Origin of the sequence: Rhizobium sp. RAF56 (assembly GCF_052113965.1) — a bacterium.
Lineage (GTDB): Bacteria > Pseudomonadota > Alphaproteobacteria > Rhizobiales > Rhizobiaceae > Rhizobium.
The window spans coordinates 101,857-115,005 of record NZ_JBFRDU010000014.1 but is presented as its reverse complement, the minus strand read 5'-3'; the positions used below and the strand labels follow the sequence as shown (position 1 = coordinate 115,005).

11 protein-coding genes and 1 tRNA gene are annotated in these 13,149 nt (G+C 60.5%); 1 reads left to right on the top strand and 11 read right to left on the bottom strand.

The window, feature by feature from the left end; genetic code table 11:
• Positions 1 to 178: 178 nt before the first annotated feature.
• The 7 genes from arfA to AB4048_RS14060 form a co-directional block, all read right to left on the bottom strand.
• Entirely contained in the window at positions 179 to 1,690 is a 1,512-nt protein-coding gene (gene arfA / locus AB4048_RS14090; protein ID WP_442202589.1) for an arabinosylfuranosidase ArfA, read from the bottom strand.
• 105 nt (positions 1,691 to 1,795) lie between these two features.
• Positions 1,796 to 2,722: an ArsR/SmtB family transcription factor gene (locus AB4048_RS14085; protein ID WP_442202588.1), complete on the bottom strand. Its 927-nt coding sequence runs from the start codon at positions 2,720 to 2,722 to the stop codon at positions 1,796 to 1,798.
• A gap of 283 nt (positions 2,723 to 3,005) precedes the next feature.
• Positions 3,006 to 3,863, bottom strand: a complete 858-nt coding sequence (locus AB4048_RS14080) for a transporter substrate-binding domain-containing protein (protein ID WP_442202587.1) — start codon at positions 3,861 to 3,863, stop codon at positions 3,006 to 3,008.
• Positions 3,864 to 3,897: 34 nt separating this feature from the next.
• A complete protein-coding gene (locus AB4048_RS14075; protein WP_442202586.1) occupies positions 3,898 to 4,680 on the bottom strand; it encodes an ABC transporter ATP-binding protein in 783 nt (260 codons plus the stop codon).
• Entirely contained in the window at positions 4,677 to 5,417 is a 741-nt protein-coding gene (locus AB4048_RS14070) for an ABC transporter permease (protein WP_442202585.1), read from the bottom strand. Before AB4048_RS14070 ends, AB4048_RS14075 begins: the two co-directional genes overlap by 4 nt.
• Positions 5,417 to 6,136, bottom strand: a complete 720-nt coding sequence (locus AB4048_RS14065; RefSeq protein WP_442202584.1) for an ABC transporter permease — start codon at positions 6,134 to 6,136, stop codon at positions 5,417 to 5,419. The genes AB4048_RS14070 and AB4048_RS14065 overlap by 1 nt, the downstream gene beginning before the upstream one ends.
• Positions 6,133 to 7,557 carry a M20 family metallopeptidase gene (locus AB4048_RS14060; protein ID WP_442202583.1) on the bottom strand — a complete coding sequence of 475 codons (1,425 nt, stop codon included), beginning with the start codon at positions 7,555 to 7,557 and terminating at the stop codon, positions 6,133 to 6,135. The genes AB4048_RS14065 and AB4048_RS14060 overlap by 4 nt, the downstream gene beginning before the upstream one ends.
• Positions 7,558 to 7,731: 174 nt before the next feature.
• Here AB4048_RS14060 and AB4048_RS14055 point away from each other — a divergent pair, with 174 nt between their 5' ends.
• Positions 7,732 to 8,367 (top strand): GntR family transcriptional regulator, encoded by a 636-nt coding sequence (locus AB4048_RS14055; protein ID WP_442202582.1) that lies wholly within the window; start codon positions 7,732 to 7,734, stop codon positions 8,365 to 8,367.
• A 235-nt stretch (positions 8,368 to 8,602) separates the two neighbouring features.
• On the opposite strand, the gene AB4048_RS14050 is transcribed toward AB4048_RS14055, so the two are convergent.
• The 4 genes from AB4048_RS14050 to AB4048_RS14035 all read right to left on the bottom strand — a co-directional run bounded on the left by AB4048_RS14050 (position 8,603) and on the right by AB4048_RS14035 (position 13,097).
• A tRNA-OTHER gene (locus AB4048_RS14050) sits at positions 8,603 to 8,681 on the bottom strand.
• 568 nt (positions 8,682 to 9,249) lie between these two features.
• Positions 9,250 to 10,443, bottom strand: a complete 1,194-nt coding sequence (locus AB4048_RS14045) for a sugar ABC transporter permease (protein WP_442202581.1) — start codon at positions 10,441 to 10,443, stop codon at positions 9,250 to 9,252.
• 21 nt (positions 10,444 to 10,464) lie between these two features.
• Complete coding sequence (locus AB4048_RS14040; protein ID WP_442202580.1) at positions 10,465 to 12,018, bottom strand: sugar ABC transporter ATP-binding protein; 1,554 nt, start codon at positions 12,016 to 12,018, stop codon at positions 10,465 to 10,467.
• Positions 12,015 to 13,097 carry a sugar ABC transporter substrate-binding protein gene (locus tag AB4048_RS14035; protein WP_442202579.1) on the bottom strand — a complete coding sequence of 361 codons (1,083 nt, stop codon included), beginning with the start codon at positions 13,095 to 13,097 and terminating at the stop codon, positions 12,015 to 12,017. Before AB4048_RS14035 ends, AB4048_RS14040 begins: the two co-directional genes overlap by 4 nt.
• Positions 13,098 to 13,149: the final 52 nt, after the last annotated feature.

The following is a 13,149-nucleotide window of genomic DNA, read 5'->3' as shown; positions in this document are numbered from 1 at the left end:
GCGCCCGTCCGGCCCCTCGGTGCGAAAGGATCGCGATCGGTCATGGACAGTGCTGGAACAGAAGCCTGAGGCTCCATATCTTCCTCCCGTGGCGCACCGCTACCGTCGAAATTAAATCAAACCGTCACGATGTCAACATTATATACGATATGTATCGCATATCTTGATTTAGTTTGAGCTATGCAGCGAGGCGGATCATCCGATAGGACAGCGGCGCGATCTGCGCGCTCAGCCGACCCTGCGACAGCGCGGATCCTTCTGCCTTCCTCGGCACGACATTGTCGGGCTTTTCCGCTGTGTTGGTGATCGAAAGGTCCGAATGCGCGATGACCTGGTCGTCGATGATCTTCAGTGCGCCGAACTCGAGCAAGCTGACGTCGAGATCGAGCGCTTCCGTTCCATGGCGGTTGACGATGAAGAAGGTAACGGCGCCGGCAGCAGCCTCATGAACCGCCGAAATGTCGAGATAGGGCACCTCGCCAACGTCGGCGACCGTGTAGGCGGGGCTGTCGACCGTCAGACGGAGCGCCGTGCCGCGGCCGTAGACTGAGGCGAAATAGTAAGGGTAGTAAGTCGTCTGGCGAAAGGCTGGGCCGCCGGGAACAGTCATGATCGGCGCGATCACGTTGACGAGCTGTGCAAGGCAGGCGATCTTCACGACGTCGGCGCGATTGATGAAGGTGTTGAGGATGCAGCCGATCTGCAGCACGTCCTCGAAATTGTAGTCGTCCTCGAGCAGCGCCGGCGCATGCGGCCAGCCGCTGCCACCCTCCAGGATCGCCTTGTCGCGCTCCTTGGAGTGGTACCAGACGTTCCACTCATCGAAGGAGATGTAGACATCCTTGGTCGAGCGCTTCTTGGCCTTGATGAAGTCGATGACGCCGGCGACCGTGCCGATATAGTTGTCGAGCTCGATGCTGCGGGCGAGGTAGTTAGCCGTATCCTTGGCGCGGTTCTCGAAATACATATGCAGCGAGATATAGTCGATCTCGTTGTAGGTATGGTCGAGGACGGTCGCTTCCCACTGCGGATAGGTCGGCATATGAGCGTTTGACGAACCGCAGACGACCAACTCCAGAGAGCTGTCGAAGGCGCGCATGGCCTTGGCAGTCTCGTGCGCAAGCCTGCCGTATTCGTCCGCCGTCTTGTGGCCGATCTGCCAGGGGCCGTCCATCTCGTTGCCGAGACACCAGAGTTTGACGTCCCATGGCGCATCGCGGCCATTGGCGATACGCTTGTCGCTCCACTCGCTGCCGCCGGGATGATTGACATATTCGAGGAAGTTGCGGGCCTCGTCGAGGCCGCGCGAGCCGAGGTTCACGGCAAGCATCATCTCGGTGTTGGCCGATACGCACCAGTCAGCAAATTCGTGGATGCCAACCTGGTTGCTTTCCGAGGTGTGCCAGGCAAGGTCGAGGCGGGTAGGGCGGCTTTCCCTGGGGCCGATCCCGTCTTCCCAATTGTAGGCCGAGACGAAATTGCCGCCGGGATAGCGCACGACCGGGACGTTCAGTTCTTTGACTAGATCGATGACGTCCTTGCGCATGCCGTTCTCGTCGGCGGTAGCATGGTCCGGCTCATAGATGCCGGTATAGACGGCGCGGCCGAGGTGCTCGATGAAGGAGCCGTAGAGCCGCGGATCGATATCCGAGATCGTGTACTTGCTGTGCGCCGTGACCGCAGCCTTCATGTCGCCCTCCACTGTATCGTCTTTTTGTGATTTATATCACTAATTGAGATGAATAAAGCGAATGGCATGCCAACCGTCAAGGGGCTTATTCAGAAATCGCGCGTATCAGCGCGTCTTAAGACGCAAGATTATATCCTGGTCGTAGTTGCCGAAGCCGCGCCCGAAAATGTTGATGCCGCCGGGATGCTTGGCGTTGTCGCGCACGCCGATCCGCAGCCTGATCGAGTGGTGCTCGTCGAGCTTCAGGTCGGCAAGGCGGACGTCGGAAATGCGCACGCCGTCAACGAAGGAGCCTTCGTCGTTGATGCGGAAATTCTTGAGCTTTCCGTATTGCGAACCCTTCAATTTCCACCAATCCGGCGTGAAGACCCCGCGTTTGTCGCCGAAATCGCCCGGCGAAGTCCAAGTGCCGACATCGGCGCCGTTGACGGAAAGGGTGATGTCGGAGGGCCAGTCGGCGCTCGTTCCCGGCACTTCCGAACTCAATTCAAGCGCGAATTCGATCTCGCGGATCGAGGTGTTCGTCAGCCGCGCGTTGTTCGGAAACTGGTATTCGACGTAGCCGCGCGTAAACCAGATCAGCCCTGCCTTCATGCGGTCCGGATCGAGAAACGTATTGGGAACGTCGAGGAGCCCGATGATGCCGTCTGCCGAGCAAAGGCCGCAAGGTGCCGTCACCTCGAAGCTGGTATAGAGTCCGAGCGGCATCGACACCTCGATGGCATCCGGTTCGGTTTCCTTGATTTCATTGTTGAAGACCACCAGCACCTCGTCATAGACGCTGTGGCAAACCTTCTGGTTGCCCTTGCGCGCCTTTAGCGTCTCGGTGCGGATCAGTCCTGCTTCCTCCAGCATCTGAACGTTGGTTGATACGCTCGACTGCGGCAAATCAAGGATCTCGGCGATTTCGTTGACGTTGAGTGGCGCCTTGTCCTGAAGCAGTCTGAGAACGGATATTCTGGCCGGCGAGGCGAGCGCTTTCAGAACGGGCATCCCCGCTTCGGGATCGACGACAAGGAAGTTGCGGCTCATGGAGGTCCATTCGGGAGGAAGCAAACTCGGATCCGGCATCTATATCAGAAAATCCGATGCATTCAAATATGGTATGCAAGGTCGGGGACAAGCCTAGGGAGCCGTTTAGCACGCGTAGATCGCCGGGCCGTTTTCAATCATTCGAGGAGAATCAGCGTCCCGTTCGATGCTTCGCCCAACCGGATGCCGAGCCTAAAACTTTCAACAAAATCAATGCAGGTATGCCGCATTTCGAGCAGCCCGGCAGGGGTTCTCCGGCCGGGCTTCACTAGTAGGGGTCGAATTACTTCGGCGTGACGTCGAAGCCGAACCACTTTTCTGAGAGTGACTTGATTGTGCCATCCGCCTTTGCTGCTGCGATCGCGTCGTTGAACACCGCCTTCAGCTCGGCGTCGTCCTTGCGCAGGCCAACGGAGCTGCCACGGCCCAGGAACCCGCCCTGGAAGCGCGGCCCCGTCGTCGCCATGTCCTCGTTGCCGGGCTTCTGCGACGCGGTGGTGAGATAGGCCATCGACGCCATGACAAGATCAACGCGGCCCGCCTTCAGGTCGAGATCATGCTCTTCGGTCGTTTTATATTCACGAACCTGGACGACATCCTTGAGATACTTATTTACGAAGGCTGCTCCTGTCGACGCGGTTTGGACACCGATCGTCTTGCCCTGCAGCATCGGCTTGATCTTCTCGATTTCGGCAATGGCGCCGGCTTCATCGCTGGCAAGCGAGAAGACTTCGCCTTTCTCGGGCAGGCCGGCAAGGTCACCCGACTTCGATGTCGCAAAGGCCTGGCCGGTTGAGCCATAGGAATCGCTGAAGGCGATCACTTCTTCGCGCTTGGCGGTCGCCGACATGCCGGAGATGATGGCGTCGAACTTGCCGGCGTTGAGCGCAGGGATCATGCCGTCGAAGTTCTGGACGACGACCTTGCACTCCACCTTCATGTGGTCGCAGAGATACTTGCTGAGCTCGATCTCATAGCCGTCCAGCGTGCCGTCCGGCTTGGTGAAGTTGTAAGGCTTGAAGGCGCCTTCGGTGGCGATCGTCACGGTCGTCCACTTCTTGTCTTCGCTGTGGGCGACCGTTGCGACCGCCACCAGGCCGGTGGCGGTCATCGCCGCGAAAACCCGTGAAAAGAATGTCATGTGATGCTCCCCTCTTTCTTCGTTGGGTTGGAATCTATTTGCTGATGAACTGCCGGAAGCGGTCCGAGCGCGAATTGACAAAGACGTCCTGCGGCTTGCCGTCTTCCTCGACGACACCCTTGTGCAGGAAGATAACGCGGCTGGAGACGTCGCGGGCAAACCCCATTTCATGGGTGACGACCAGCATCGTGCGGCCTTCGTCCGCCAGGCCGCGCATGACGCGCAGCACCTCGCCGACGAGTTCCGGGTCGAGCGCCGAGGTCGGCTCGTCGAAGAGCATAACCTTGGGACGCATGGCAAGCGCGCGGGCAATTGCCGCGCGCTGTTGCTGGCCGCCGGACAGATGCGAGGGATAGAAATTGCGCTTTTCGGCGATGCCGACCTTGGCAAGTAGCGCTTCCGCCTCTTCGACGGACTCCGCCCTCGACCTGCCCTGAACGTGGACAGGGGCTTCTATGATGTTTTCGAGAATGGTCTTGTGCGACCAAAGATTGAAACTCTGGAACACCATGCCGAGCTGCGAGCGGATGCGATCGACCTGTCTGCGGTCGGCCGGGCGGCTGGCATGCTTTCCGTCAGGGACCATGCGAATGGTTTCGCCGGCGACGGTGACTTCGCCTGAATCGGGCGTCTCGAGCAAGTTGATGCAGCGAAGGAAGGTGGATTTTCCCGAGCCCGACGAGCCGAGGATCGACACGACGTCGCCCTCGTGCGCGTCGAGCGATATGCCTTTGAGGACTTCGACCGGGCCGAAGCTCTTATGCAGGTTGCGGACGCTGAGCGCGACGGGGGACGGGGAGGTGGGCGCCGTGGTCATCGGGCGTCTCCTTCAAGTGCGGGCGCGGCATCCGCCGCCGGATGGTGGGGAAGGGGCTGACGCAGATGCGGGCTCAGCCAGTATTCGACGAGATGCACGAGCCGCGTCAGCAGGAAGTTGATCGCCAGATAGATGGCGCCGGCGACGATGAAGACCTCGATAGCACGGTAGGTCTCGGAAATGATCCTTGCCGCGACGCCCGTGACCTCCATGAGCGTGATGATCGAGGCGAGCGACGTGGCCTTCACCATCGAGATCATCTCGTTGCCGTAGCCCGGCAGCGCCTGGCGGATTGCCAGCGGCAGCACGATACGGCGGAACTGCATGAACCGCGGCATGCCGCAAGCGCGCGCCGCCTCAATCTGGCCGAAGGGCACGGATTGCAGCCCTCCGCGGATGATCTCGCTGGCGTAGGCGGCGGTGTTCATGGTGAGCGCCAGAACGGCGCACCAATAGGCTTCGCGCAGGATCGGCCATAGGAAGCTGTGCCGGACTGCCGCAAACTGGCCAAGGCCATAGTAGATCAGGAAGATCTGAACGAGCAGCGGCGTTCCGCGGAAGACGAAGACATAGGCGCGCGCAAACCATTCGAGCGCAAGCACGCCGGAGAGCCGGCAAAGGGCGAGGCCAAGCGCGAGGATCGCGCCGAGCACGATCGAGCTCAGCGCAAGCGCCAGCGTCAGCGGGATCGCCGAGATCAGGCTGACGAAGGTTTCGGCGAGAAAGCGCCAGTCCATCAGCCCCTCCTCACGCCGCGCGACAGCTGCTTTTCGGCGCGCCGCAGAAACAGGCCGGAGCCGGTCGAGATGATGAGATAGATCGCGCCCGCAATGGCATAAAAATCGAAGGGCAGGCCGGTGGATCCGGCGGCCACCTGCGTCTGGCGCAGGAGTTCGGCGACGCCGGTGATCGAGACGAGCGCTGATTCCTTTAGCACCACCTGCCAGACATTTCCAAGCCCTGGCAGCGCGTGGCGCAGCGTCAGCGGAGCGGTAATCCGACGAAAGCGAAGCGCGCGCCCCATGCCGCAGGCGACGGCAGCCTCGATCTCGCCGGGATGCACCGCCTTGAAGGCGCCGCGGAAGATTTCTGTGAACTGGGCGCCGGAGGTTACCCCGACCGCCAGCGAGCCGGCGAGGAAGCCGGGAAAGCCGATAAAGCCGCCAGCACCGAAGATCTGACCGACGGCGGTCACGAGCGCGCTTCCACCGAAGTAGAAGAGGTAGATGACCAAGAGATCGGGGATCCCGCGCAGCACCGTGGTGTAGGTGTCGGCCGCCATCTTGACGCCTCGACTACCGGAAATCTTCGCCCATGCGCCGAACGAGCCGATCACTGCGCCGATCGAATAGCCGGCCAGCGCGATCAGAATCGTCATCCATGCGCCGGCAAGCAGCGCCTTCCCCCAACCGTCGGGGCCGAAGCTTACAAGCTCCAGGATGCCGGGCTGGTTCATTGCGCCTCGCTTTCGGGTAGCGGCGGCTGAACGTCGTCGGGGATCGGATTGACGAACGGCGTCCCATCGAGGCGGGCCTTTAGGTCCGCCTTGGCTGCCTCGATGAGCGCCGGGTCGCGGATAAGATCGATGGCCGTGCTTGCCATCACCTTGGCCGCATGTTCCGTGCCCTTGTGGGCGGCCGGAAGCTTGCCCTGGGCAACCAGTTGCCAGGAATGGCCGGGTGTTCCGATCGCGTAGGTCGCGCCGCGCATCTGCACCGTCGGCACGACCCAGCTGACGCTGCCGACGTCGGTCGAACCGACGATCGTGCTGTCGCCGGCGTAGAGCGGGAAGATTTCCTCGCAGAGGGGCTGGTCCTTCTTCGCCTTCAGTCCGAAACGCTGGTAGGAGGCGGTGATGTCCTCGGCGCTCATGGTCTCTTGGAATTTCCTGGCCGTCGCGCGGTCCGCCTCGTCAAAGACCGGCGGCCCGAGGCGATCGAGGTTTGCGAACATCAATTCCTCGAGTGGGCCGTTGCCGACAAGGTTGGCGTCGCCGCTGATCACTTCGCTGCGGACCGACGTCTCCGTCATCAGCGCCGCCCCATCCGCCACCTTCTTCACGCGGGCGACCAATGCATGCAGTTCCGGCAGGTTGCGGGCGCGGATGAGGTAGCGTACGGCCGCACGCGCCTGGACGACGTTCGGCGCATGTCCACCGGTGTCCGTGACGGCATAATGGATGCGGGCAGTCGAGGGCATGTGTTCGCGCATGTAGTTGACGCCGACATTCATGAGCTCAACGGCGTCGAGCGCGCTGCGGCCGAGATGCGGTGTTGCGGAGGCATGCGATGCGCGGCCGGTAAAATGAAAGTTGAGCTCGTTACAGGCGAGCGAAACCGGATTGTTGATGCCAGCAAAGGCCGCCGGGTGCCAGCAGATCGCGATGTCGACATCGTCAAAGGCGCCGGATCGCACCATGAAACCCTTCGACGAGCCGCCCTCTTCAGCGGGGCAGCCGTAATAGCGGACGCGGCCCTTCAGCCCGTTGGCGGCGAGAAAATCCTTGACGGCGGCGGCGGCCAGCATCGAACCGGCGCCGAGCATGTTGTGGCCGCATCCATGTCCATTGCCGTTGGATGTGACTTCGCGCTTCTCGGCAACGCCGGCTTCCTGGCTCATGCCCGGAAGCGCGTCGAATTCGCCGAGGATGGCGATCACCGGGCCGCTCTCGCCCGCTTCGCCCATGACGGCCGTGGGCAGGCCGGCAAAGGCGCGTTCGACACGAAAGCCCTCGGATTCGAGCTGCCGAGCATGAGCTTCGGCCGAGCGGTACTCGCAGTAGTTCGTCTCCGGCATATCCCAGATCTGGTCGCTCAGCGCAAAGAACGCCTCGCGCTTGCCTTCAACGATGTCCCAAACGGCATTCGAGTTTTTCATGGCTTTCAAAGATACCCAATTTCGCATAGTATCCAAAATTGGCGCCAATTTAGAGTACTATATTTTTTTGTGCAATCCGGGTGCGTGAATAAATTTTGGCCATTCCTAAGCGTCTAGTGCGCTTACAGAAATTCGATCCGGCGTGATATGAGTGATGAAAAATTGGGGAGGCGAATGGCGGACGTCGTGATGGATTCGAGTGCGGAAGTATCCAATGCGCGGGACGTAACCGATCTAGTGCTGCAGGATATTCTCGGGGGCGTGCTGCTACCAGGAACCTGGCTGAAGCAGATTGATCTAGAGCGCCGTTACAAGTGCACGCGTCCGGAAGTGCGGCGAGCGCTGGATCGCCTGGCGCAGAAACGCTTGGTCGAGCATGTTCCCAACCGTGGCTACCATGTCTACGAACCGGACGGACGGCGGGCACGGGAGGTGAGTGAAATTCGCGTCGTTCTCGAGACTGCCGTCGCCGGCGCGATCGTCGAAAACGCGTCACCGCCTGAGATCGTCCGGTTGCGGCAACTGGCAGAGCATTTCGACCGCATGGTGCTGAACGGCACGACGCTGGAGCTCTATGAAGCCAATCTGGCGTTCCACCGGAAAATGTTGATGCTTGGCGGCAATCTCGAGCTGGTGGAACTCATCACCGAGATTCGACAGCGGACATCGTCAGCTCCAGTTTCTCAGTGGCGCACGCGCGCGCGCGTGGAACAGTCCGGCCGGGAGCATCATATGATGGTCGACGCGATCGAAGCCAACGACACCGATCGACTGAAGGATCTGGTGCGTCAGCATATCCTGCAGCGCTGATTCCTGAAAAGCTCAACTCGGATGCCGTCTTGGTGGTTGGCGGAAGGCACCTTGCAGCCGCGCGTGACTCACGACGCGCTCTGCGCATATCTGCTCCCTGATTCATGAGGCGCTTTCACGTCCAACGGAAGTGCCCCCATAGTGGGGCTTAAAGCAAGCTCGACGATCGCGGCCCGCTCGGCGGATCCTTCAGCATCCCGAAATTAGTCTATCTATCTGATAGATAACAATTTTATGGCGGAGAGGGTGGGATTTGAACCCACGATACCCTTGCAGGTATGCCGCATTTCGAGTGCAGTGCAGCCAACCACTCCAAACCCATTTGCACGATAGGAGCCGTTCCCACGATGTCGGCCACGTGCCGGCTGGAGAGATTGCCAGTTTTCAAGTGAGTAATACGCTAGTCCTAATTCGGAATTCGTTGTATCGGGGCGGGATTTCCCTGTTTACTTTCTTAGGGAATTCTTTCGCAAGTGTCTGATAAATAAACATTTTTCGCTAGCTAGAACCAGGATCGAGCTGATTTTAGCGAAATATCCCTGTAAATCAGTGCTTAACAGGGAAATGGCTTTCGGAGACCGGTTCGCGCTGGACTGGAATCACCACCACTATTTCCTGCGATAAATGCCAATATTCCAAGCTCTCTCAAAGAGTTAGGAATATTAATGGCTTGTGCGAGCGTTTTGCCAAACGGCTGGCCATTTTGTCTCTACTTGGCGCCCGAGAGGCGCCAGAGACCGCTTCGTCTCAAATGGCATTCGACTTTGTCCAGCCGTTTTCGCGGCATGAATGCGGATCGACCGATGCGACGGGTTAGGTGAGCCAGAAAAATTCGCACTCGATCCAACCCATCAAATGCCGGGACTAAACATCTAGCAGGGACTATCGAACCACAGTCGAGCGGCGCCGGCTGAGCTGGTCGATGGCGACCGCTAGAAGCAGCACAACGCCGCGTGCCGTATCTTGGTAGAAGGTCGGTACGTTCATCAAGCTCATGCCGTTGTTGAGACTGCCCATCAGCAGGGCGCCGACAAGTGCGCCGAAGACACGGCCACGACCGCCGCTGAGTGAAGTGCCGCCAATAATGGCGGCAGCGATGGCGTCGAGTTCCAGGAACAGGCCAGCACTGCCGGCGATCGCACCGCTGACCCTCGCTGTCAGCGCCACACCGGTGATGGCGTAACCGAGCCCGGCGATGACGAAGTTGATGAAGATCATGCGGTCGACATTGATGCCTGATAACCGCGCTGCCTCCGGATTGCCGCCGATGGCATAAAGTTGCACGCCGAAACGGGTCCGGCGCATCAGTACGTCGGCAGCTATAGCGCAGACCGCGACCAGAACGATGAGATAGGGAACACCCTTGGAGGAGGCCAGCCAGATAGCAGCGATCGCAGCGGCCAAAGCCGGCAGCAGCGCTCGGACCAGTTCGCCCTTCGGGTTCTTGACGATGCCAAGCGCCAGGCCGCGCCGCAACTCGAAGCCGTTCAACACCGCGAACAGACCGAATGCCGTAACAATCAATGCGATAGATACATCCGGGGGCAGAAAGCCGGTGGCGATCTGCTTGAGAGCGGGTGGCAATGGCGCAACGGTGGCGCCATTGGTGGCGATCATCGAGATGCCGCGGAAATAGAGCATCCCCGCTAGCGTCACTATAAAGGAGGAAACTTTCATCCTGGTCACCCACCAGCCCTGCCATGCCCCCATCAGCAGACCGACGCCGATGCAGACAAGAACGGCGAGGATTGGATCGACATTGAACTTGACGGTCAGTAGCGCGACGACAACGCCGACCAGCGCAACTGCGGATCCTACCGACAGATCGAAATTGCGGGTGACGATCAGCATCACCGCGCTGATTGCCGCTAATCCGACGATGGCGGTCTGCAGTGCCAGCAGGATCAGATTGCGTTGCGTGAGGAAGGTGCCGTCGGTAGCGAAATAAAAGAACAGCCAGATTCCGGCCAGCACCAGGAGCAGCGTGGAGTCTCGGAGGGACCGGCTAAACAGCAGCCGTGTTATGGCCGAGGACGCCGATGCAGGCGCTGCGATAGCTTGCGAAGGTTGGCTCATGGTTGTCTTCCCGTTGATGTACTAAACGCCTGCTGCCAGTTTCAGCAGCTGCGCTTCGCTTAGCTCGTTCCTAGTGACGGTTCCGCCAACGCGCCCGTTGCGCAGCACCATGGCCCGATCACAGATTTCGACGATTTCCTCGGCATCCGAGGATACCAGAAGAATGGCGCAGCCAGCCGCCGCCAGCTCTCTCCAGATCTGCGTGATCTCCGTTCGCGCACCGACATCGACGCCGCGTGTCGGGTCGACGAGCAAGAGGATTTGCACGCCAGCGGCCAGCCAGCGCGCGACCTGCACTTTCTGCTGGTTTCCGCCGCTCAGCGTGCCGACGAGGGCATCGATATCGGGGGCCTTGATCTTCAATCTCGCGAACAGATCGATGACCTTGCGCCTCGCTGCAGGCCGATCGACGAAGCCGTGCCGGCATAGTGCCTCGAGATCGGCCAGCACGACATTGTCATAGACCGAATGCTCGCCTGAAAGTCCGTCGCGCCGATCCTGCGCAATCAGGCCGATGCCAAGCCGTACAGCATCTGCCGGCCGACCGATCGACGCCTCCTCGCCGTCCACCAGAATAGTCCCTGATGTTGCCCCGTGCCATGCGCCGAACAGTGCCATGGTGGCTTCAACAACGCCCGAACCGAGCAGGCCGAACAGGCCCACCACTTCGCCACGCCGAACAGCGATGTCGAGATGGCTGACCAGTTCCCGGCCGGCGGGATCGCGCACCACGAGGTCGCGCGCCTCAATCGCCACTTCGCCTGCGGCGCTCTCCCCGCGTTGGTGGTGGCGCGAAACCCTGCGGCCGATCATCAGGTCGACCACCGCGTCGCGCGATGTTTCGCCGGTGCGCAATGCACCGCTGATGCGCCCGTCGCGCATGATGACGATGCGGTCAGAAATCTCGAAGACTTCGGCCAACCGATGCGAGACGAAAATGATCGCGACACCACGGGCGCTGAGTTGGCGCATGCTATCGAACAGTCGCTGTGTTTCGCGATCGGTAAGTGCCGCCGTGGGCTCGTCGAGGATCAGCAACCGTGCATTCTTCGACAGCGCACGCACGATCAGCACCAGTTGCTGGTTGGCAAGGTCGAGGTCGCCGAGCGGCAGCGTCGGTTCGATGTCTAGGCCGAAATCGGCAAGCGCCGCCTTGGCGCGCGCTCGGCGGAGCGGCCGGTCTATAAGCCCATACCGCTCCGGCTCGTTATTGAGGAACAGCCCTTCCTCTACAGTCAGATGCGCCGCAACATTAACCTCTTGCGCAAGGAAGGCGACACCGGCCGCTTCAGCTTCAGCCACTGAACGGCATCGCAACGGCGAACCATCAAGCATGACTTCGCCGGTGTAGGACCCGAAGGGATAGAGGCCGGAGAGCACCTGGATAAGAGTCGACTTGCCGGCGCCATTCTGACCGAGCAGTGCGACGATCTCCCCGGGGCCGATGTCGAGATCGACATTGTCGACCGCCACCACCCCCGGAAACAACTTGGTCAGCGCGCGCACATCGAGAAGCCTGCCATCAGCTGACATGGCGTCGTTCGACGGTTTCTTCGGATGTGCTGCCGCGGTCATTTGCAGGTCGGCTTCTTGTCCGGTGCGTTCTTGTAGACCTCGTCCGCAGAAAGCCAGTAGTCGTGCTTGCAGACGAAATCGGCGATTGAAGCCTGATCCACATAGTAGATCGGTGTCTTCACCCAGGGCATGTCGCGCACACCGTTGTGGACGGTGTCCTTGGTATCGATCGGCTGGCACTGGGCCATTGCTATGGCCACCTTGGCGCCAGCGGTGCCCATCTCGTCCGGCGCTGGCCAGACGCTTCCGTCCATCTTCCCGTCGACGATGGCCTGCATCGCCGCAAGCTCCATGTCCTGCCCAGTCACGGGGATCGAGCCCGCCTTGATGCCCGCGCCCTCGATCGCCTGCATGACACCGAGCGACTCGCCGTCATAGGAGACGAGGAAGGCATCCACCTTGTTGTCAGTCTGGGTCAGCGCATTTTCGGCGAAGGCCTGCGCCGGCTCGGCCTTCCAGCCCTTCGCGAACTGATCCATGACGATCTTGATTTCGCCCTTGGTCACCGAGGGATCGATGATCTCGTGGTAGCCGGCCTGCATATCGGTGGCGCCGGTCTGGCCCGGGTCGCCGCCGATCAGCGCGTAGTTGCCCTTCGGCACCTTGGCCAGGAGCGCCTTGGCGGCGATCATCCCGCCTTCCTTGGCATCGCGCCCGATATAGGCGACCTGATCGGCACCGGTGATCAGGTCGTTGTAAGAGGCGAGTGGAATATGGGCGGTGGCTGCCATTTCGGCGATCTGCGCGGCGACGTTGAAGTCGACCGGGTTGATGACGATAGCATCGACACCCTGGGTGATGATGTTTTCGGCCTGCGATACCTGCGCCTGGGCATCGTTTTCGGCGGACTGCACCAGAACTTCGTAGCCCGCGGCTTCGGCTGTCTTCTTGAAGAAAGGCATGTCAGCATGCAGGTAGCGGAACGCAGTCTGCTGCTTCATCATGAAAGCGATGCGCTTGGTGGAGCCCGGCTTGCATGGGCCGTCTGCCGCCTGTGCTGGCACGGCAACGCCGATGGCAAGCAGTGCCGTTGCGCCGGCGAATGCCAGCCGTACATTTGCAATCCTAACAGTGTTCATGGCAAAGACCTCCCTATGCCGGGGGCGGTGTCCCGGCTTATTGAACAATCAG